General features: G+C 58.6%; 14 protein-coding genes and 4 tRNA genes. 13 read left to right on the plus strand and 5 right to left on the minus strand.

Going from position 1 to position 19,648, the window contains the following annotated elements:
- Positions 1-9 precede the first annotated feature (9 nt).
- Both pbpG and folD read right to left on the minus strand, forming a co-directional pair.
- Positions 10-933 carry a D-alanyl-D-alanine endopeptidase gene (gene pbpG, locus JH25_RS02610; RefSeq protein WP_005789301.1) on the minus strand — a complete coding sequence of 308 codons (924 nt, stop codon included), beginning with the start codon at positions 931-933 and terminating at the stop codon, positions 10-12.
- 207 nt (positions 934-1,140) lie between these two features.
- A complete protein-coding gene (folD, locus tag JH25_RS02605; protein WP_005789300.1) occupies positions 1,141-1,995 on the minus strand; it encodes a bifunctional methylenetetrahydrofolate dehydrogenase/methenyltetrahydrofolate cyclohydrolase FolD in 855 nt (284 codons plus the stop codon).
- 274 nt (positions 1,996-2,269) lie between these two features.
- Between folD and JH25_RS02600 the strand changes: the two genes are divergently transcribed.
- The 10 genes from JH25_RS02600 (at position 2,270) to JH25_RS02555 (ending at position 11,688) form a co-directional block, all read left to right on the plus strand.
- Positions 2,270-2,346, plus strand: a tRNA-Arg gene (locus tag JH25_RS02600).
- A gap of 32 nt (positions 2,347-2,378) precedes the next feature.
- A tRNA-His gene (locus JH25_RS02595) sits at positions 2,379-2,454 on the plus strand.
- Between the two features lie 56 nt (positions 2,455-2,510).
- Positions 2,511-2,595 (plus strand) — tRNA-Leu (locus tag JH25_RS02590).
- 77 nt (positions 2,596-2,672) lie between these two features.
- Positions 2,673-2,748, plus strand: a tRNA-His gene (locus JH25_RS02585).
- A gap of 395 nt (positions 2,749-3,143) precedes the next feature.
- Positions 3,144-4,454, plus strand: coding sequence for a trigger factor (tig, locus tag JH25_RS02580; RefSeq protein ID WP_032880518.1), 1,311 nt, complete (start codon positions 3,144-3,146; stop codon positions 4,452-4,454).
- Between the two features lie 91 nt (positions 4,455-4,545).
- Positions 4,546-5,181, plus strand: a complete 636-nt coding sequence (gene clpP, locus JH25_RS02575) for an ATP-dependent Clp endopeptidase proteolytic subunit ClpP (RefSeq protein WP_005789297.1) — start codon at positions 4,546-4,548, stop codon at positions 5,179-5,181.
- Positions 5,182-5,293: 112 nt separating this feature from the next.
- On the plus strand, positions 5,294-6,577 hold the full coding sequence (gene clpX, locus JH25_RS02570; RefSeq protein WP_003238279.1) for an ATP-dependent Clp protease ATP-binding subunit ClpX: 1,284 nt from the start codon (positions 5,294-5,296) through the stop codon (positions 6,575-6,577).
- Positions 6,578-6,765: 188 nt separating this feature from the next.
- The gene (gene lon, locus JH25_RS02565; RefSeq protein WP_032880520.1) at positions 6,766-9,162 is read left to right on the plus strand and encodes an endopeptidase La; all 2,397 of its coding nucleotides are present in this window, start codon (positions 6,766-6,768) and stop codon (positions 9,160-9,162) included.
- Positions 9,163-9,310: 148 nt separating this feature from the next.
- Positions 9,311-9,583, plus strand: coding sequence for an HU family DNA-binding protein (locus JH25_RS02560; RefSeq protein ID WP_003174819.1), 273 nt, complete (start codon positions 9,311-9,313; stop codon positions 9,581-9,583).
- A 230-nt stretch (positions 9,584-9,813) separates the two neighbouring features.
- Positions 9,814-11,688, plus strand: coding sequence for a SurA N-terminal domain-containing protein (locus JH25_RS02555; RefSeq protein ID WP_032880522.1), 1,875 nt, complete (start codon positions 9,814-9,816; stop codon positions 11,686-11,688).
- 82 nt (positions 11,689-11,770) lie between these two features.
- Here the strand turns inward: JH25_RS02555 and nhaA are convergent, their stop codons facing one another.
- Together nhaA and JH25_RS02545 are read right to left on the minus strand one after the other, a co-directional pair.
- Complete coding sequence (gene nhaA / locus JH25_RS02550) at positions 11,771-13,114, minus strand: Na+/H+ antiporter NhaA (protein WP_032880524.1); 1,344 nt, start codon at positions 13,112-13,114, stop codon at positions 11,771-11,773.
- Positions 13,115-13,232: 118 nt separating this feature from the next.
- Positions 13,233-14,411 (minus strand): MFS transporter, encoded by a 1,179-nt coding sequence (locus JH25_RS02545; RefSeq protein WP_032880526.1) that lies wholly within the window; start codon positions 14,409-14,411, stop codon positions 13,233-13,235.
- A gap of 115 nt (positions 14,412-14,526) precedes the next feature.
- Between JH25_RS02545 and JH25_RS02540 the strand changes: the two genes are divergently transcribed.
- Together JH25_RS02540 and JH25_RS02535 are read left to right on the plus strand one after the other, a co-directional pair.
- A complete protein-coding gene (locus tag JH25_RS02540) occupies positions 14,527-15,432 on the plus strand; it encodes a LysR family transcriptional regulator (RefSeq protein ID WP_032880528.1) in 906 nt (301 codons plus the stop codon).
- Between the two features lie 83 nt (positions 15,433-15,515).
- Entirely contained in the window at positions 15,516-16,340 is an 825-nt protein-coding gene (locus JH25_RS02535) for a DUF2242 domain-containing protein (RefSeq protein ID WP_032880530.1), read from the plus strand.
- Between the two features lies 1 nt (position 16,341).
- Here the strand turns inward: JH25_RS02535 and aceE are convergent, their stop codons facing one another.
- Positions 16,342-19,002 carry a pyruvate dehydrogenase (acetyl-transferring), homodimeric type gene (aceE, locus tag JH25_RS02530; protein ID WP_032880532.1) on the minus strand — a complete coding sequence of 887 codons (2,661 nt, stop codon included), beginning with the start codon at positions 19,000-19,002 and terminating at the stop codon, positions 16,342-16,344.
- A gap of 145 nt (positions 19,003-19,147) precedes the next feature.
- Here aceE and JH25_RS02525 point away from each other — a divergent pair, with 145 nt between their 5' ends.
- Complete coding sequence (locus JH25_RS02525; RefSeq protein WP_032880533.1) at positions 19,148-19,618, plus strand: MarR family winged helix-turn-helix transcriptional regulator; 471 nt, start codon at positions 19,148-19,150, stop codon at positions 19,616-19,618.
- Positions 19,619-19,648: the final 30 nt, after the last annotated feature.

Here is a 19,648-nt window from a genome sequence, read left to right on the forward strand (position 1 = left end):
GGTGGTTAGTTAGCGGCGAACTTCTACCGCATTCCCCCGATTCTTCAGATTCTTGTCAGCCTTGTAGCGCAACGCCACATCCGGCACCGGGCCGCCCTTGCCGGTCTCGACCCAGCTGCGAATACGGCTGGCATCGGCAAAGTGGGTGAACTTGCCAAAGGCATCCAGGATCACCAGCGAAACCGGGCGGTTGCCCATGCTTGTGACCAGCACCAGGCAATGCCCCGCCTGGTTAGTGAAGCCGGTCTTGGTCAACTTGATATCCCAGTTGGCACGGTTGATCAGGTGGTCGGTGTTGGAGAAACCCAAGGTGTAGTTGGGCTTGCGGAACGCCACGGTCTTTTCCTTGGTGGTGCTCAACTGGCTCAGCATCGGGAATTTACGCGCGTACGCCAGCAGCTTGCTCAGGTCGCGAGCGGTCGAGACGTTATGGATCGACAGGCCGGTAGGCTCCACATAGTGGGTGCTGGTCATCCCCAGGGACTTGGCCTTGGCGTTCATCGCCGCAATGAATGCCGCATAGCCACCCGGATAGTGGTGGGCCAGGCTCGCCGCGGCGCGGTTTTCCGAGGACATCAGCGCAATCAGCAGCATTTCCTTGCGCGGCATCTGGCTGCCGATTTTTACCCGGGAGAACACGCCTTTCATCTCTGGCGTGTCGGTGATGTTGATGTCGATGTACTCATCCATGTTCTGCTTGGCTTCCAGCACGATCAGGCCGGTCATCAGTTTGCTCACTGAAGCGATGGGGACCACCACGTCGGGATTGCTGGAATAAATGACTTTGTTGGTTTGCAAGTCCACCAGCATGGCGCTGCCGGAGGCGATTTGCAGTTTGGAGGCGTCACGCGGGGCCAGGGTGGATTCGGCGGCGTGGGCGAAGGTGCCTGTCAAAGCGAAAAACAGGCCGACAATAGAGAGACGAATTTTCACGCGGATGAACTCGCTAAAAAGTAAGGAAATACCGTTCGGGAACGGGCTTTATGAAAAATGACGTTACATTCTAGGAGTATGGATCAGAAACTGTCGAATGTTCTTCCAGAACCGGATGAAAGTGCTTAAAAACTAAGAAAAAACAGTTTTTTCTCAGGCAATAAAAAGCCCCGCGCTAAGGCAGGGCTTTTTCATTACGCTTGGTTATTAACCGTGCAGGGTTTCTGCTGCGTACAAGGTATTTTCCAACAGGCAGGCGCGGGTCATCGGTCCGACACCACCTGGCACTGGCGTGATCCAGCCGGCGCGGGGCAGGGCAGTGTCGTAGACGACGTCGCCGACCAGCTTGCCGTCATCCTGGCGGTTGATGCCCACGTCGATGACGATGGCGCCTTCCTTGATCCATTCACCTTTGACCAACCCCGGCTTGCCAGCAGCGACCACCACCAGGTCGGCGCGGCCAACGTGGCCAGCCAAGTCCTTGGTGAAGCGGTGGGTGACGGTCACGGTGCAGCCGGCCAGCAGCAGCTCCATGGCCATCGGGCGACCGACGATATTGGATGCGCCTACCACGACTGCGTCCAGACCATAGAGATCGACCCCGGTGCTTTCCAGCAAGGTCATGATGCCTTTGGGTGTGCATGGGCGCAGCAGCGGGATACGTTGGGCCAGGCGGCCGACGTTATAAGGGTGGAAACCGTCGACGTCTTTGTCCGGGCGGATGCGTTCCAGCAACTTGGAGGCGTCCAGGTGCTCGGGCAGCGGCAGCTGCAGCAGGATGCCGTCCATTTCCGGGTCATCGTTGAGGCGGTCAATCAGGTCGGTCAGGGCCTGTTGAGTGGTGTCAGAAGGCAAGTCGTAGGCTTTGGAAATAAAGCCGACCTCTTCACAGTCTTTACGCTTGTGCGAGACATAAACCTGAGAGGCAGGATCGCTGCCGACCAGGATCACCGCGAGGCCAGGCGTGCGCAGGCCTTGCTGGCGACGCTCGGTGACGCGTTTGGCGATCTGCTGGCGCAGGCTGGCGGCGATTGATTTGCCGTCGATAAGTTGTGCAGTCATTACGCGTGATTAACCATCGAGAGGGGGAAGAAAAGTGCGCGCATTCTCGCACGCCAGGGCGCGAGGGCAAAGGCGCTTGGTCTGCAAATTGCCCTAAGCCCTTAAATAAAATCAGTTTTTTTCAAAAAAGATTTGACGGGTATCAGGACGCTCTATACTATTCGTCGCACTTGTCGGGCACAGCCTAGCACTGGTTAGAAGGTCGAGCAGAATTGTTGTCCTGCAAGGCTGGAAACACTTAGTTTGTAATCCTCCAAGAGTACAGATTAATCAGGCGCCCGTAGCTCAGCTGGATAGAGCATCCGCCTTCTAAGCGGATGGTCGCAGGTTCGAGTCCTGCCGGGTGCGCCATTAGGCAGCTTTGGCACAAGTAGCGCTATATGGTGGGCGTAGCTCAGTTGGTAGAGCACGGGATTGTGACTCCCGTTGTCGAGGGTTCGATCCCCTTCGTCCACCCCATATTTTGAAAGGCGCCAGATTAATCGTCTGGCGCCTTTGCTTTAAGAGCTTCAAGCGCGGATGTGGTGGAATTGGTAGACACACTGGATTTAGGTTCCAGCGCCGCGAGGCGTAAGAGTTCGAGTCTCTTCATCCGCACCAATTAAAGCTTTGCTGTGCCGTCAGGCGGGGCAGGGCTCAACAAAGAAGTAGTTTGGTTTCTTTGTTAACGCAATATGGTGGGCGTAGCTCAGTTGGTAGAGCACGGGATTGTGACTCCCGTTGTCGAGGGTTCGATCCCCTTCGTCCACCCCATATTCGAAAGGCGCCAGATTTAACAGTCTGGCGCCTTTTTTGGTTTTAGCGGTTCGTATATCCGGCAGCTGCAGGTGCAAGGTCGAAAGGGTGGGGTGTTTCATCGTATTTGTGTGTCTCGATGATGCCGCGCTGCCCGCAGGCCCTGTGTGCGGGGTCGGGCGTCAGGGAAATGACTGGTTTCTTCTATATAGAAGAGGCGGCGCAGAGCCCTGGCGCAGTTGGCTGTATTTGTCACCGGGGCGAGGTGCATCCGTGCCTTCGTACCGATAAATTGCCGGCTGTTTTCCGCTGTATTTTCAGTAGGGTGACTTCTTGAGTTTGACCCACTAGAATGCATGCCCTTGATTGGGGTCGGAAATGGCCGGCTAACGTCTGTGCAACGAGGAATATCCATGCAAGTTTCTGTTGAAAATACTACTGCTCTCGAGCGCCGCCTGAGCATCACCGTGCCGGCAGAGCGTATCGAGACTGCGGTCAACAAGCGTCTGCAGCAGACTGCCCAGAAGGCCAAGATCGCTGGTTTCCGTCCAGGCAAAGTGCCGATGAGCGAAATCAAGCGTCGTTTTGGTGCCGATGCGCGCCAGGAAGCTGTAGGTGACGTGATCCAGGCTTCCTTCTACGAAGCCGTTGTCGAGCAAAAGCTGAACCCGGCTGGCTCGCCTTCGATCGAACCCAAGTCCCTGGAAGCTGGCAAGGACCTGGAATACGTTGCCGTATTCGAAGTGTTCCCGGAATTCGAAGTGGCTGGTTTCGAAGGTATCGAAATCGAGCGTCTGAGCGCCGAAGTGGCTGATTCGGACCTGGACAACATGCTGGAAATCCTGCGCAAGCAGAACACCCGTTTTGAAGTGGCCGAGCGTGCTGCCCAGAACGAAGACCAGTTGAACATCGATTTCGTTGGCAAGGTTGACGGCGAAGTGTTCGCTGGCGGCTCCGCCAAGGGCACTCAGCTGGTGCTGGGTTCCAACCGCATGATCCCTGGCTTCGAAGACGGTCTGGTTGGCGCCAAAGCCGGCGAAGAGCGCGTTCTGAACCTGGAATTTCCAGCGGACTACCAGAACCTGGACCTGGCCGGCAAAGCTGCCGAGTTCACCGTTACCGTCAACAGCGTTTCCGAGCCTAAGCTGCCAGAGCTGAACGAAGAGTTCTTCGCTCAATTCGGTATCAAGGAAACCGGCATCGAAGGTTTCCGCACCGAAGTTCGCAAGAACATGGAGCGTGAACTGCGCCAGGCCATCAAGTCCAAGGTCAAGAACCAGGTCATGGACGGTCTGCTGGCCGCCAACCCGATCGAAGTGCCCAAGGCCCTGCTGTCCAACGAAGTGGATCGCCTGCGCGTACAAGCTGTTCAGCAGTTTGGTGGCAACATCAAGCCTGACCAACTGCCAGCCGAGCTGTTCGAAGAGCAAGCCAAGCGCCGCGTTGTGCTGGGCCTGATCGTGGCTGAAGTGGTCAAGCAGTTCGACCTCAAGCCTGACGAAGACCGCGTTCGCGAAATGATCCAGGAAATGGCTTCGGCCTACCAGGAGCCTGAGCAGGTCGTGGCTTGGTACTACAAGAATGACCAGCAGCTGAACGAAGTACGTTCGGTTGTGCTTGAAGAACAAGTTGTGGATACTGTTCTGCAGAAGGCTAAGGTGACCGATAAAGCGGTCTCTTACGAAGAAGCAGTCAAACCGGCGGAAGCAGCACAAGCCGACTGATTGTCCAACTCGTTGGAAATTCAACCATAAGCCAGCCTCGCGCTGGCTTATGCGTTTTCAAGACATGACTATTTGGGAGTAACTGCAGAGCATGTTCCGTAATTCCTATATTCAGCAGAACTCTGATATCCAGGCCGCCGGCGGCCTGGTCCCGATGGTTGTCGAGCAGTCCGCTCGTGGCGAACGCGCCTACGACATCTACTCGCGCCTGCTCAAGGAGCGAGTGATCTTTCTGGTTGGCCCGGTAGAGGACTACATGGCTAACCTGATCTGTGCGCAATTGCTGTTCCTTGAAGCGGAAAACCCGGACAAGGACATCCATCTCTACATCAACTCGCCAGGTGGTTCGGTGACCGCAGGGATGTCGATCTACGACACCATGCAATTCATCAAGCCAAACGTGTCGACTACCTGCATCGGCCAGGCTTGCAGCATGGGCGCGTTCCTGCTGACGGCGGGTGCCGAAGGCAAGCGTTTCTGCCTGCCGAACTCACGTGTGATGATTCACCAGCCACTGGGCGGTTTCCAGGGCCAGGCATCGGACATTGAAATCCATGCCAAGGAAATCCTTTTCATTCGTGAGCGTCTGAACACGCTGATGGCCAAGCACAGCGGGCACACACTGGAAGAAATCGAGCGCGATACCAACCGTGACAATTTCATGAGCGCAGAAGCCGCCCGTGAATACGGGTTGATCGACGCAGTGATCGAAAAGCGCCCCGCTTAATATAAGCCGCTCAAAATAGGGCTGGTCGGCATGTCCGACCACTGGCGGGCTTGAAAAAGCCCGCATAAGCCTTCATCTTGTGTTGCAAGCCTATCGGATTTGGATCGAACGAATGACTGACACCCGCAACGGCGAGGACAACGGCAAGCTGCTCTATTGCTCCTTCTGTGGCAAAAGCCAGCATGAAGTACGCAAATTGATTGCCGGCCCCTCGGTGTTTATCTGCGACGAATGCGTCGACCTGTGCAATGACATCATCCGCGAGGAGGTGCAGGAAGCCCAGGCCGAGAGCAGTGCGCACAAACTCCCATCGCCTAAAGAAATCAGCGGCATCCTGGACCAATACGTTATTGGCCAGGAGCGTGCAAAGAAGGTTCTGGCCGTAGCGGTGTACAACCACTACAAGCGCCTGAACCAGCGTGACAAGAAAGGCGACGAGGTCGAACTCGGCAAGAGCAACATCCTGCTGATCGGTCCTACAGGCTCGGGTAAAACCTTGCTTGCGGAAACCCTCGCTCGCCTGCTGAACGTTCCGTTCACCATTGCCGACGCCACCACCCTCACCGAGGCTGGCTATGTGGGCGAAGATGTCGAGAACATCATTCAGAAACTGCTGCAGAAGTGCGACTACGACGTAGAGAAGGCCCAGATGGGTATTGTCTACATCGATGAAATCGACAAGATTTCGCGCAAGTCCGACAACCCGTCGATCACTCGGGACGTTTCCGGTGAAGGCGTGCAGCAGGCACTGTTGAAACTGATCGAAGGCACGGTTGCTTCCGTACCGCCACAAGGCGGCCGCAAGCACCCGCAGCAGGAATTCCTTCAGGTTGATACGCGCAACATCCTGTTCATTTGTGGTGGCGCATTCTCCGGCCTGGAGAAGGTTATCCAGCAGCGCTCCACCCGTGGCGGCATTGGTTTCAGTGCGGAAGTGCGCAGCAAGGAAGAAGGCAAGAAGGTGGGCGAGTCCCTGCGTGAAGTCGAGCCTGACGATCTGGTCAAGTTTGGTCTGATCCCGGAATTCGTTGGTCGCTTGCCGGTCCTGGCGACATTGGACGAATTGGATGAGGCGGCTTTGATTCAGATCCTCACCGAGCCTAAGAACGCCCTGACCAAGCAATACGCCAAGTTGTTCGAGATGGAAGGCGTGGACCTCGAGTTCCGTACCGACGCGCTCAAATCGGTGGCCAAGCGGGCACTGGAGCGCAAGACCGGTGCACGTGGCCTGCGTTCGATCCTCGAAGGCGTGTTGCTCGACACCATGTACGAAATCCCCTCGCAGTCTGAGGTGAGCAAAGTGGTGATCGACGAAAGCGTTATCGAAGGCAAGTCCAAGCCACTGTATATCTACGAAAACAGTGAGCCGACGGCCAAGGCTGCGCCAGACGCGTAAGCGTTCAGCAGTTGCGGTACAAGCAAGGGGCCTCTAGGGGCCCCTTGTTTTTTGGGGCGTTTTCTTGGTGCGGTGGTTAAATTCGCGTGTATTCATGCGTTTAACTACTGGCATTGAGCTTGTTTTTTTTGCATGTAACCCCCATCTTGGTTTCATGCTTACTTATCAACTGTCATAGAGGCGAAATCATGAAGACAACCATCGAATTGCCTCTCCTGCCGTTGCGTGATGTCGTCGTCTATCCGCACATGGTTATCCCGCTGTTCGTGGGGCGCGAGAAGTCTATCGAAGCCCTCGAGGCTGCGATGACGGGCGACAAGCAGATCCTGCTGTTGGCCCAGAAGAATCCTGCTGATGATGATCCGGGTGAAGATGCCCTGTATCGCGTCGGCACCATTGCCACTGTGCTGCAATTGCTCAAGCTGCCTGATGGCACCGTCAAGGTGCTGGTGGAAGGCGAGCAGCGCGGTGCCGTAGAGCGTTTCATGGAAGTGGACGGGCACCTGCGCGCCGAAGTGGCACTGATCGAAGAAGTCGAAGCTGCAGAGCGCGAATCCGAAGTGTTTGTGCGCAGCCTGCTCTCGCAGTTCGAGCAGTATGTGCAGTTGGGCAAGAAAGTCCCCGCTGAAGTGCTGTCTTCCCTCAGCAGCATTGATGAACCAAGCCGCCTGGTTGATACCATGGCCGCGCACATGGCGCTGAAAATCGAGCAGAAGCAGGACATCCTCGAAATCATCGACCTGTCGGCCCGTGTCGAGCACGTGTTGGCGCTGCTGGACGGCGAAATCGACCTGTTGCAGGTAGAAAAACGCATCCGCGGTCGGGTGAAGAAGCAAATGGAGCGCAGCCAGCGCGAGTACTATCTGAATGAGCAGATGAAGGCCATTCAGAAGGAACTCGGCGACGGCGAGGAAGGCCACAACGAAATCGAAGAGCTGAAAAAGCGCATTGATGCCGCTGGCCTGCCCAAAGATGCCTTGACCAAGGCTACCGCCGAGCTGAACAAGCTCAAGCAGATGTCGCCAATGTCGGCCGAAGCCACCGTGGTGCGTTCCTACATCGATTGGCTGGTGCAGGTGCCGTGGAAGGCCCAGACCAAGGTGCGCCTGGATCTGGCTCGCGCCGAAGAAATCCTCGATGCCGACCATTATGGTCTTGAGGAAGTCAAAGAGCGCATCCTCGAATACCTTGCCGTGCAAAAGCGCGTGAAAAAGATTCGTGGTCCGGTGTTGTGCCTGGTCGGCCCTCCGGGTGTGGGTAAAACCTCCCTGGCCGAGTCGATTGCCAGTGCCACCAACCGCAAGTTTGTGCGCATGGCCCTGGGCGGTGTGCGTGACGAGGCGGAAATCCGTGGTCATCGCCGTACCTACATCGGTTCGATGCCAGGAAGATTGATTCAAAAGATGACAAAAGTGGGCGTGCGCAACCCGCTGTTCCTGCTCGATGAAATCGACAAAATGGGCAGCGATATGCGTGGCGATCCTGCCTCCGCGCTGCTTGAGGTGCTCGATCCGGAGCAGAATCACAACTTCAACGACCATTACCTGGAAGTCGACTACGACTTGTCTGACGTAATGTTCCTGTGCACCTCCAACTCCATGAACATTCCGCCAGCCTTGCTGGACCGGATGGAGGTGATTCGTCTGCCGGGTTACACCGAAGACGAGAAGATCAATATCGCCGTCAAATACCTCGCACCCAAGCAGATTTCGGCCAACGGCCTGAAGAAGGGCGAGATCGAGTTTGAGGTCGAGGCGATCCGCGACATCGTGCGTTACTACACCCGCGAGGCCGGTGTACGGGGCCTTGAGCGCCAGATCGCGAAGATCTGCCGCAAGGCGGTGAAAGAACACGCACTGGAAAAACGTTTCTCTGTGAAGGTAGTTGCCGACTCCCTGGAACACTTCCTGGGCGTGAAGAAATTCCGCTACGGCCTGGCCGAGCAGCAGGACCAGGTCGGGCAGGTGACTGGCCTGGCGTGGACTCAGGTGGGTGGCGAATTACTCACCATTGAAGCTGCGGTGATTCCCGGCAAAGGCCAGTTGATCAAGACCGGCTCCCTGGGTGACGTGATGGTCGAATCCATCACGGCCGCGCAGACCGTGGTGCGCAGTCGCGCCCGCAGCCTGGGCATCCCGCTGGACTTCCATGAGAAGCACGACACCCATATCCATATGCCGGAAGGGGCGACCCCGAAAGACGGCCCTAGCGCGGGCGTAGGCATGTGCACGGCCCTGGTGTCGGCATTGACTGGCATCCCTGTGCGCGCTGACGTCGCAATGACCGGGGAAATTACCCTGCGTGGTCAGGTATTGGCCATCGGTGGTCTGAAAGAGAAATTGCTGGCGGCTCACCGGGGCGGAATCAAGACGGTGATCATTCCGGAAGAGAATGTTCGCGACTTGAAGGAAATTCCTGACAACATCAAGCAGGATCTTCAGATTAAACCGGTTAAATGGATTGACGAGGTCCTGCAAATTGCGCTGCAATACGCGCCGGAACCCTTGCCGGATGTAGCTCCGGAGATAGTCGCGAAGGACGAAAAACGCGAGTCAGATTCCAAGGAAAGAATTAGCACGCATTAATGTGTTAAAGCCTGGGGGCTTCCTTGACAGCTTTTTAGAGCCCTTGTTATAAAGCGGCTCTTAAGTGTCTGTAGGCCACCCAGCACTGGTTTTTGCTTTTACCAAAAAACTTAGAATCATACTCAATAGATATATAAGGGGACTTAGAGTGAACAAGTCGGAACTGATTGATGCTATCGCCGCATCCGCTGATATCCCGAAAGCTGCTGCTGGCCGTGCGCTGGACGCAGTAATCGAATCCGTCACTGGCGCTCTGAAGGCCGGCGACTCCGTGGTACTGGTAGGCTTCGGTACTTTCTCTGTGACTGACCGCCCAGCTCGCACTGGCCGTAACCCACAGACTGGCAAAGCACTGCAAATCGCTGCTGCCAAGAAACCAGGTTTCAAAGCCGGTAAAGCCCTGAAAGAAGCCGTTAACTAAGCTTCGATCAAGCCTTTGCTTACCCGGGTCGGACGCACGTCCGACCTGGCAGCGGAGCGGTAGCGACCCACGTATCCATCGGGTCGCCACGCCGGGGGTGAGAGTTCAAACCCCCGTCCGCTCCGCCAGTTACGAGAAGGCGCATCCTCGGATGCGCCTTTCTTCTATCCGGACTCTACCCACGCTCCACGGTTGCCTATTTTTGAAGTTCAACCGTTTCTGGGGGACGCATGCTGCAAAATATCAGGGACAATTCACAAGGCTGGATTGCCAAGACCATTATCGGGATCATCGTCGCATTGATGGCGTTCACCGGTATCGAAGCCATTTTCCAGGCTTCGGGTAATAACGCGCAGGACGTGGCCAAGGTCAACGGTGAACAGATCACCCAGACCGAACTGAGCCAGGCTGTCGACATGCAACGTCGCCAGCTGATGCAACAGCTGGGCAAGGATTTCGATGCTTCGCTGCTGGACGAAAAACTGCTGCGCGACGCGGCCCTCAAGGGCCTGATCGACCGCAAGCTGCTGCTGCAAGGCGCTGCTGATGCCAAGTTCGGTTTCTCGGAAGCCGCTTTGGACCAGGTGATCCTGCAGACGCCGGAATTCCAGGTGGATGGCAAGTTCAATGCCGAACGTTTTGACCAGGTGATCCGTCAACTGGGCTATAGCCGTATGCAATTCCGTCAGATGCTGACCCAGGAAATGCTGATCGGCCAGGTTCGCGCAGGTATCGCCGGCAGCGGTTTCGTCACCGATGCCGAGGTGCTGGCGTTCGCCCGACTGGAAAAACAGACCCGCGATTTCGCCACCGTCAACATCAAGGCAGACCCGGCAGCGGTGAAGCTCACCGATGATGAGGTCAAGGCTTACTACGATCAGCACGCCAAAGAGTTCATGACCCCGGACCAGGTGGTCATCGACTATCTGGAATTGAAGAAGTCCTCCTTCTTCGACCAGGTCACCGTCAAGGACGATGAACTGCAGGCTGCCTACGAGAAGGAAACCGCCAACCTCGCTGAACAGCGTCGTGCCGCGCACATCCTGATCGAAGTCAACGATAAGGTCACCGAGGCGCAAGCCAAGGCCAAGATCGAAGAAGTCCAGGCACGCCTGGCCAAAGGCGAGAAGTTTGAAGCCCTGGCCAAGGAGTTCTCCCAGGATCCAGGTTCGGCCAACAATGGCGGTGACCTGGGCTTTGCCGGCCCGGGCGTCTACGATCCGGACTTCGAAACGGCCCTGTACGGCTTGAAGCAAGACCAGGTATCGGCGCCGGTGCGCAGTGCCTTCGGTTGGCACTTGATCAAGTTGCTGGGCGTTGAAGCACCTGAGGTGCCATCGTTTGCCAGCCTGAAAGACAAGCTGACCCGCGAGCTCAAGACCCAACAGGTTGAACAGCGGTTTGTCGAAGCGACCAAGCAATTGGAAGATGCGGCATTCGAAGCGTCCGACCTGGCTCAGCCGGCATCTGACCTGAAACTGACCGTCCACACCTCGGCGCCGTTTGGCCGTGAAGGTGGCGAAGGCGTTGCAGCCAACCGTGCCGTGGTGACTGCGGCATTCAGCCCGGAAGTGCTGGATGAAGGTGCCAACAGCAGCGCCATCGAGCTGGACCCGGAAACCATCATCGTGTTGCGTGCCAAAGAGCATCTCAAGCCGGCTCAACTGCCGCTTGAGAGCGTTGCTGCGGCGATTCGCACCCAGATGACCAAGGAGCGTGCGAGCGCTGCCGCCAAAGCCCATGCAGACGAGTTGATCGCCAGCCTGCGTGACGGCAAAACCGCGCTGGACCAGCCGATTGACGGTCAGGCCTGGAAGGTGACTGAAGCGGCGACCCGCGGTCAGGAATCCATCGACCCAGCCGTGCTGCAAGCCCTGTTCCGCATGCCCAAGCCTGCGGCCAAGGACAAGCCTACTTTCACCACGGTGACGCTGCGTGATGGCAGCCTGGTGATTGTGCGCTTGAACGGCGTCAACGAAGCGGCAGCCCCTACGGACGAAGAAAAGGCGCAATACCGCCGCTTCCTCGCTTCCCGTATCGGCCAGCAGGACTTCGCGGCGTTCCGCAAGCAGCTGGAAACCCAGGCAGACATCAAGAAGTACTGATGCCGGCTTGAATAAAAAAGACCCCGTCCTGAAAAGGCCGGGGTCTTTTTTTGCCCTTGATAAAGTGGGTGCTTAACTCGCCTTATGGGTGCTTGCCTGAAAACTTGAGCTTGCCCCAGGTCAGGCCGATCACCGCTGCCAGGGTCGAAGCGGCCAATACACTGAGCTTGGCGGCCGAGAGCAAGGCCGGGTCCGAGAAGGCCAGGGAGGAGATAAAGATCGACATGGTGAACCCGATCCCGGCCAGCAGGCCAACCAGGCCGACGCCTGTCCAGGTCACACCGTCCGGCAGCTTGCAGATATTGAGCTTGACCAGCATCAGGCTCGCCAGCATCACGCCCAGGGGTTTGCCGAGTACCAGCGCAAAGATGACCCCCATGAACACCCCGTGAGCCATCGGATCATCCAGGTTGAAGCCGTGCAGGCTCACGCCAGCATTGGCCAGGGCGAAAAGCGGCATCACGCCGAATGCTACCCACGGATGCAGTGCCGATTGCACCCGTTGCACCGGCGGCAATATCTCCCGCTGGGCTTGGCGCAGTTGCTTGAGGGGCTGGGCGACCTGTTGGGGGCCTTCTGCCGAATGCGAGAAGCGCTCCATCAGCTCGTTGAACGTGCGTTCAATGGTCTCCAGCGGGCGCTCCGTGGTGGGCTTGGAGTTGACCGGCGTCATCAAGCCCAGGATCACCCCGGCGAGGGTCGGGTGCACGCCGGTCTTGAGCAGCCCGAACCATACAATCGCGCCAGGTAACAGATAGATCGCGGCCTTGCCGATGCCCATGCGTTGGAACACCAGCACCAGCGCCAGCCCGCCTGCGGCAATCACCAAGCCCATGTAATCGAGACTGGCAGTGAAGAAGATCGCGATGATCAGGATCGCCACGATGTCATCGATGATCGCCAGGGCCAGCAACAGGATACGCACGCCACTGGGAATCGACTTGCCCAGCAGCGCCAGCACGCCCACAGCAAACGCGATGTCGGTCGCGGTGGGTACCGCCCAGCCACTGGCGGCGACGGTGCCGTGGTTGAGCAGGGTGTAGATGAGTGCAGGCATCAGCACACCGCCCAGCGCAGCGCCCAAGGGCAGCGTGGCCAGTTTCAGGTTGGCCAGGGCGCCATCTTTGATTTCCTGACGGATCTCGGCGCCGACTACCAGAAAGAAGATGGTCATCAGCCCGTCATTGACCAGAAAGTGCAGGGAGCGCGACACGCTGTAATCGCCAAGTCCCAGGGTAACAGGCGTATTCCAGAAGTGTTCGTAGGTCGCTGCGGCGGGGCTGTTGGCCCAGATCAGCGCCACGATCGCTGCCAACAGCAGGACGATACCGCTCACGGCTTCGATATGGGAAAAACGCTCAAGGGCAGACAGCGCGCCCTCAGTCAGGCGCTGAGGGCGGGGGATGGCAGGGTGTTTATCAGGCACGACAAATCTCCATTGGCGGCCCGACCAATGCTTGGCTTTTAACCTGCGCCGTGCCTTATGCAGCAACGCACCCAGAGGCGATGATAGGAAGTTGAGGAATAAGTTGTAAACAAACTTGTCATCGGCCGTGCCAGGCCTTGCCCGTCATTGCACCCAGCGCCAGCGCTATCAACCCCAGCACGGCCCATGGAAATGCGATGACGCCCCAGTGTTGGAGCATCAAGCCGCCAGCCAGCCCACCCCCGGCAATGCCAAGGTTCCATGCGGTGACCAGCATGGATTGCGCGGCATCGGCCGAGTTGCCGGCCGACTTCGCGAGTGCGGTTTGCAGCAGGGCCGGCAGGCCTCCGAAAGTCAGGCCCCAGGCCGCCACGCTGATGTAGATGCAGATCGCAGAGCTGGTCCAGAAACCCAAGAGCAGGGCAGCTGCGGCGAACGTCGCGCAACTGATGAGGGTCAGCAACCGCAGGTGTTGATCAATCCATATGCCCACCAACCAGATGCTTACCAACGCCATCAAGCCGAACACCAGTAATACCTGGTCGATCTCGCTGCCGATGCCGGCGGGCACCAGCAAGGGAGCGATGTAGGTGTAGAGGATGTTATGAGCCAACACATAGGTGAAGGTCACCCACAGCACTGGGCGGATTCCCGGCAGGGCCAGCACGCGATTCAGGCCCAGACGTTTGCTGGCTGCTTCGCCGGCAAAATCCGGCAATTGCCAGCGCGCCCACACCAGCAGTAACAGGGTCAGGCCGGTCATGATGGCAAAGCTGCTGCGCCAACCGACCAGCGTGCCAAGCAGGGTGCCAGCAGGTACGCCGAGGGACAAGGCCAGCGGCGCACCGAGCATGGCCACGGCGATCGCCCGGCCCTGCAGATGAGGGGCAACCATGCGGCTGGCGTAGCCTGCCAACAGCGCCCACAGCAGCCCGGCGAATACACCCGCAAAGAAGCGAGCGATCAAGGTCACGCCGTAGTGGTTGGAAAACGCGGTGACACTGTTGACCAAGGCAAAGCCGCCTATGGCGATCAACAGCAGAGGCCTGCGACGCCAGCCACGGGTCAGCAAGGTCAGCGGGATGGCCGCGAGCAATGAGCCCAGGGCGTAGAGCGTCACCAACTGCCCCACCAGCGCCTGTGACACTTCCAGCCCGGCGCTCATTTGCGGCAGCAGCCCGGCGGGCATGGCCTCGGTGAGGATGGTGATAAAGCCGGCCGAGGCCAGGGCCAGCAACCCTGCCAATGGCAAGGGTTCATGCACGGGCGCCGTAGCGGTCACTGAAGTGTTGTTCATGGGAGTCTCCTTGAAGGGGCAAGGAGGCAGGGTAGGGGGCTGCGATGCGCGGAAAAACAGGCTAAGGTGCCGAACTTATCGGACATTTTTGTCCGCAATCGACCAAGGCATCAGCATGGACAGTCTGAGCGGGCTCTCGGTATTCGTACAGGTCGCGCAAACCCGTAGCTTCACCACCGCCGGGCGGGTATTGGGCGTGTCATCCTCAGCGGTAGGCAAAAGCATCGCACGCATGGAGGAGCGCCTGGGCGTCAGGCTGTTTCATCGAAGTACCCGCAGTATCACCCTGACCAGTGAGGGCGCGCTGTTGCTGGAACGCTCGCGGCGTATCCTGGCGGAAGTGGAAGCGGCTGAGCTGGAGTTGAGCGAGGCCAGTGCCACCCCGCGGGGCAAACTGCGTATCAGCGTGCCCCAAGTGCGCGGGTTGTTGATGCCGGTGATCAGTGGCTTTATGCGTGCCTATCCGGATATCGAGTTGGACGTGGATTTTTCCGACCGTATGGTGGATGTCATCGATGAAGGCTTCGACGCGGTGATCCGCACCGGCAAGCCGGAAGACTCGCGCTTGATGGCGCGCCATCTGGGGCATTACCAATTGGTACTTGTCGGTACGCCCGGCTATTTCGACCAATACGGCACGCCACTCCTGCCCCTGGACTTGAGTCATCACGCCTGCCTTCGGCATAAATTCTGCGCCTCCGGCAAACTCGAGCCCTGGCCGCTGCGACTGGTGCCGGGCGCGGCGGAGCCGAGCTTGCGTGCGCCGCTGGTCAGCAGCACCATTGAGTCTCTCAAGCATGTGGCCCAGGAAGGTCTCGGTATTGCGTGTCTGCCGGACTACATGGTCAACGAGGCGGTTGCGCAAGGGGCTTTGCAGCGCGTGCTGGATGAACACCTCGAACACCGTGGCAGTTTCTGGTTGCTGTGGCCGGCCAGTCGCCATGCCTCGGCCAAATTGCGCGTGTTTATCGACCATATGTGTGCCGGGCTTTTTCCTACTGACGCGGCTTCACAAGGCTGAGATGTTTAACCGACAGGAATGCGCGCTTCAAGGCCGCGTTCTGTTGCACAATACCGTCCGGACCGTTTTCCACAGGATTTTCAATGTCGACATCATTTCACTTGCGTAGCCTCGGGTTGGCGCTGGTGCTGGCGGGCGCCGCGGGCTGCTCCTCACCCAAGACCGCTATCTATGAACATGAGAATTTCGACGATTCCGGTACGTTTTCCCGCGATTACCCGGTCAGCGATGTAGCGGCGTGTGAAGCGGCGCGTCGTGCCCTGCTGAGCCAGGGTTACATCATTACCAGCAGCGATCCAAAGCTGGTGGCGGGCAACAAGAGTTTTCAGCAGACCGGCGAGACCCATCTGCAGATCAGTTTCAACGTGGTGTGCGCTGCTGATGGCAAAGGCAGCAATCACTCGACGATGTTTGCCAACGCCTTGCAGGATCGCTATGCGCTGAAGAAGGTCAACAACTCCGCCAGCCTCGGCGTGGGTGTGCTGGGTTCGGTGTCGATGCCGATCGGCTCCACTGACGACTCGATGGTGAAAGTCGCGAGCGAGACCGTCTCGGCGCCGAAGTTCTACGAGCGTTACTTTGCGCTGGTGGATGTGTTCCTGCCGCAGGAGGTCAAGCAGGCCGAGCATATACCCGAGCAGCCCAAGGCTGACCTGGGTGTGCCTGAACCCAAGGCCGCTCCGGTAGCCGCTCCAGTAGCCGAGAAGGTCGAGGCGCCGAAGGATGCCCCTTTAGCGCCTGCCGCTTCGCAACCCCTGGCACCGCCACCTGAGGCCGCGCCGATCGCACCGACCCCGGAACCTGCGCCTGCCTCGGCGCCAGCAACCGAGCCCACGCCGGCGCCGACCAATCCCAGCCTGCCTGCGCCGACAGAGGCAATACCGCCCTTGCCAGCGCCTGCGCAGTAACTCAGATGGCTACGGGATCGGCCTTGTCGACGTTGATCCCGTAGCGGCTGATGGCCAGGGCGACGTTGTCACGACCAATCACACCGTCATCAGCCAACGCCTTCAAGGCTGCTAAAGCGATAAAGTGCCGGTCTACCTCGAAGAACTCGCGCAATGTCTCGCGGGTGTCCGATTGCCCGAAACCGTCGGTACCCAGTGCGACAAAACGGCGGTTATGCACGAAGGGGCGAATCTGGTCGGCGAACAACTTCATGTAGTCCGTGGCCACCACCACAGCGCCGGTTCTCCCGGCAAGGCAGGTTTCGACGTAGCTTTGGCGCGGCTCGCTTTGCGGGTGCAGGAGGTTCCAGCGTTCGGCGGCGTGCCCATCACGGCGCAATTCGGTCAGGCTGGTGACGCTCCAGACATCGCTATGCACGGCGAAATCCTTGGCGAGCAACTCGGCTGCGGCGATCACTTCGCGCAAGATTGAACCGCTGCCCATGAGCTGCACCTTTGCCTGCGGGTGGCTGCTCAGCGGATACATGCCCTTGAGAATGCCTTCTTCAACGCCTTCCGGCATCGCCGGGTGCGGATAGTTTTCGTTGAGCAGGGTGATGTAGTAATAGATGTCCTCCTGTTCGACATACATGCGCCGCATACCCTCGCGAATAATCACTGCCAGTTCGTAGGCAAAAGTCGGGTCATAGGCCACGCAGCAGGGAATCACCGACGCCAGGATATGGCTGTGCCCGTCGTCGTGCTGCAAGCCTTCACCCATCAGCGTGGTGCGCCCGGCCGTGGCGCCCAGCAGGAAGCCCCGTGCTCGCGCATCGCCCGCCGCCCAGGCCAGGTCGCCGACGCGCTGGAAGCCGAACATCGAGTAGAAAATATAGAACGGCACGGTCATCAGGCCATGGTTGCTATAGGAGGTACTTGCCGCGATCCAGGAAGAAATGGCGCCGGATTCATTCAGCCCTTCCTGCATGATCTGTCCGTCTTTGCTCTCTTTGTAGTAGCTCAATTGCCCGGCGTCCTGTGGGGTATAGAGCTGGCCGACGGCTGAGTGGATACCGATCTGGCGGAACAGGCTTTCCATGCCAAAGGTGCGCGACTCATCCGGCACAATAGGCACGATCAGCTTGCCCAAATGCGTGTCCTTGAGCAGCGTGCCGAGGATGCGCACAAAGGCCATGGTGGTGGAGATGGCGCGCTCACCGGTGTCTTTGAGTTGGGTGGCGAAGGCGCTCAGCTCGGGGATTTGCAGCGGCGCAGCGCTAGTGTGGCGCGCTGGCACATAGCCTCCCAGCGCCTGCCGTCGTGCGGCAAAGTAGTGGGCCTCTTCGCTGTCGACGGCGGGTTTGAGGTAGGGGATTTCTTCGAGCCGGTCATCGTCGACCTCCAGGCCGAAGCGGTCGCGGAAAGCTTTTACCGCTTCGGCCCCCATCTTCTTCAGCTGATGGTTGATGTTTTGGCCTTCGCCAGCTTCACCCATGCCGAAGCCCTTGACCGTCTTGGCCAGTATCACCGTGGGCTGGCCCTTGTGGCGCACGGCGGCGGCGTAGGCGTTGTAGACCTTGTCCGGGTCATGCCCGCCCCGTGAGAGTTTCCAGATGTCGTCGTCGGACATGTCCGCAACCAGCGCCAGCAACTGCGGGTATTTGCCAAAGAAGTGTTCACGCACATAAGCGCCATTCTGGGATTTGTAATTCTGGTAGTCGCCATCCACGCATTCCATCATGCGTTGGCGCAGCAGGCCGCTCTGGTCCTTTTCCAGCAGCGCGTCCCAGCCGCCGCCCCAGATCACCTTGATCACATTCCAGCCGGCGGCACGGTACAGGCTCTCGAACTCCTGGATCACCTTGGCATTGCCGCGCACCGGACCATCCAGGCGTTGCAGGTTGCAGTTGACCACGAAGATCAGGTTGTCGAGTTTTTCGCGGCCCGCCAGGGAGATGGCCGCCAGGGATTCGGGCTGGTCCATTTCGCCATCGCCGAGGAATGCCCAAACCTTGCGGCCCTGATGCTGCTTGAGGTCTCGAAACTCCAGGTACCGCATAAAACGCGCCTGGTACGCGGCGGTGATCGGCCCCAGGCCCATGGAGACCGTAGGGAATTGCCAGAAGTCCGGCATCAAGCGTGGGTGAGGGTAGGAAGACAAGCCCTCGCCACCGGCCTCGCGCCGAAAGTTATCCAGCTGCGCTTCGCTGATACGGCCCTCCAGGTAGGCACGGCCATAAATGCCTGGTGAGGAATGGCCCTGGATGTACACCAGGTCGCCGTCGAATGTGTCGGTTCGGCCACGGAAAAAATGATCGAAGCCTACGTCATACAGCACGGCGGCTGACGCATAGGTGGCGATATGCCCACCCACGCCTGAGTGTTTGCCTGCGCGCAATACCATCGCCATGGCATTCCAGCGGATGAACGCATTGGTGCGCCGCTCGATGGCCTGGTTACCGGGGTAGGGCAACTGGCGCTCAACCGGGATGGTATTGACGTAGGGGGTGGTCACCCGCCCGTAGAAGTCGCCATGCCGTGCAACGTCGAAATCCAGCAACTGATCGATCAGGTAATGAGCGCGGGGACGGCCCTCGGTGGACAGCACCGATTCGATGGAGTCCAGCCATTCGCGGGTTTCCTGCGGATCATCGTCGAGTCTTACTGGGTCATTCGGGGTCATGTGAGGCTCCAGGGTAGGCGGATTCAAGCAGCGAGCTCCTCGCGGGAGTGATGCAAAATGTAGTTGCAATTGCAACGACATGCCAGAATCTAGCGCGGGATGAGCTACTATTGCAACCTTCTTGAAATTCCCCGGATGGTGTTGCATGTCGTCGAAAGAGCCGGATGTATGGTTCCGTTTTGTCAGGGCTCACAGGACGGTCATCCGTGAAATCGAGCGGCGCCTGGCTGCGGCGGGCCTGCCGCCGTACGCCTGGTACGATGCGTTGTGGGGCCTGGAAAGCGGGCCCGGCGGCACCCGGCGTATGCACGAACTGGCCGATGTGCTGGCCATTGAGCGCTATAACCTCACGCGCCTGGTGGACCGCCTGGAAAAGGACGGCCTGGTAGTGCGTTCCCGCTCCGATGGCGACGGTCGTGCGGCGTTTGCCTCGATCACGGACACGGGTCGAGCGCTGCGCAAGAGCATGTGGAAAATCTACGAAAGCACCGTGGACGAGCTGTTCATTTCACAAATCGAACCCGAGCAGCGCCAGGCATTTGCCGATGCCCTGGAGCGCACGGCGGGCTTGGCGATGGATGCGGGTGTGCAAGTGCGCAGCCGACGTAAATCGTAGGTTCGAAAACAGACTCAGTGCGGGGGACCT

This window comes from Pseudomonas sp. BRG-100 (assembly GCF_000737955.1).
Taxonomy (GTDB): domain Bacteria; phylum Pseudomonadota; class Gammaproteobacteria; order Pseudomonadales; family Pseudomonadaceae; genus Aquipseudomonas; species Aquipseudomonas synxantha_A.

Excerpts from the sequence above, each read along its gene's own strand:
- lon (WP_032880520.1), top strand. The coding sequence starts at position 6,766 with ATGAAGACAACCATCGAATTGCCTCTCCTGCCGTTGCGTGATGTCGTC.
- folD (WP_005789300.1), bottom strand. The coding sequence starts at position 1,995 with ATGACTGCACAACTTATCGACGGCAAATCAATCGCCGCCAGCCTGCGC.
- JH25_RS02555 (WP_032880522.1), top strand. The coding sequence starts at position 9,814 with ATGCTGCAAAATATCAGGGACAATTCACAAGGCTGGATTGCCAAGACC.
- JH25_RS02535 (WP_032880530.1), top strand. The coding sequence starts at position 15,516 with ATGTCGACATCATTTCACTTGCGTAGCCTCGGGTTGGCGCTGGTGCTG.
- clpX (WP_003238279.1), top strand. The coding sequence starts at position 5,294 with ATGACTGACACCCGCAACGGCGAGGACAACGGCAAGCTGCTCTATTGC.
- JH25_RS02525 (WP_032880533.1), top strand. The coding sequence starts at position 19,148 with ATGTCGTCGAAAGAGCCGGATGTATGGTTCCGTTTTGTCAGGGCTCAC.
- JH25_RS02540 (WP_032880528.1), top strand. The coding sequence starts at position 14,527 with ATGGACAGTCTGAGCGGGCTCTCGGTATTCGTACAGGTCGCGCAAACC.
- JH25_RS02545 (WP_032880526.1), bottom strand. The coding sequence starts at position 14,411 with ATGAACAACACTTCAGTGACCGCTACGGCGCCCGTGCATGAACCCTTG.
- clpP (WP_005789297.1), top strand. The coding sequence starts at position 4,546 with ATGTTCCGTAATTCCTATATTCAGCAGAACTCTGATATCCAGGCCGCC.
- aceE (WP_032880532.1), bottom strand. The coding sequence starts at position 19,002 with ATGACCCCGAATGACCCAGTAAGACTCGACGATGATCCGCAGGAAACC.
- tig (WP_032880518.1), top strand. The coding sequence starts at position 3,144 with ATGCAAGTTTCTGTTGAAAATACTACTGCTCTCGAGCGCCGCCTGAGC.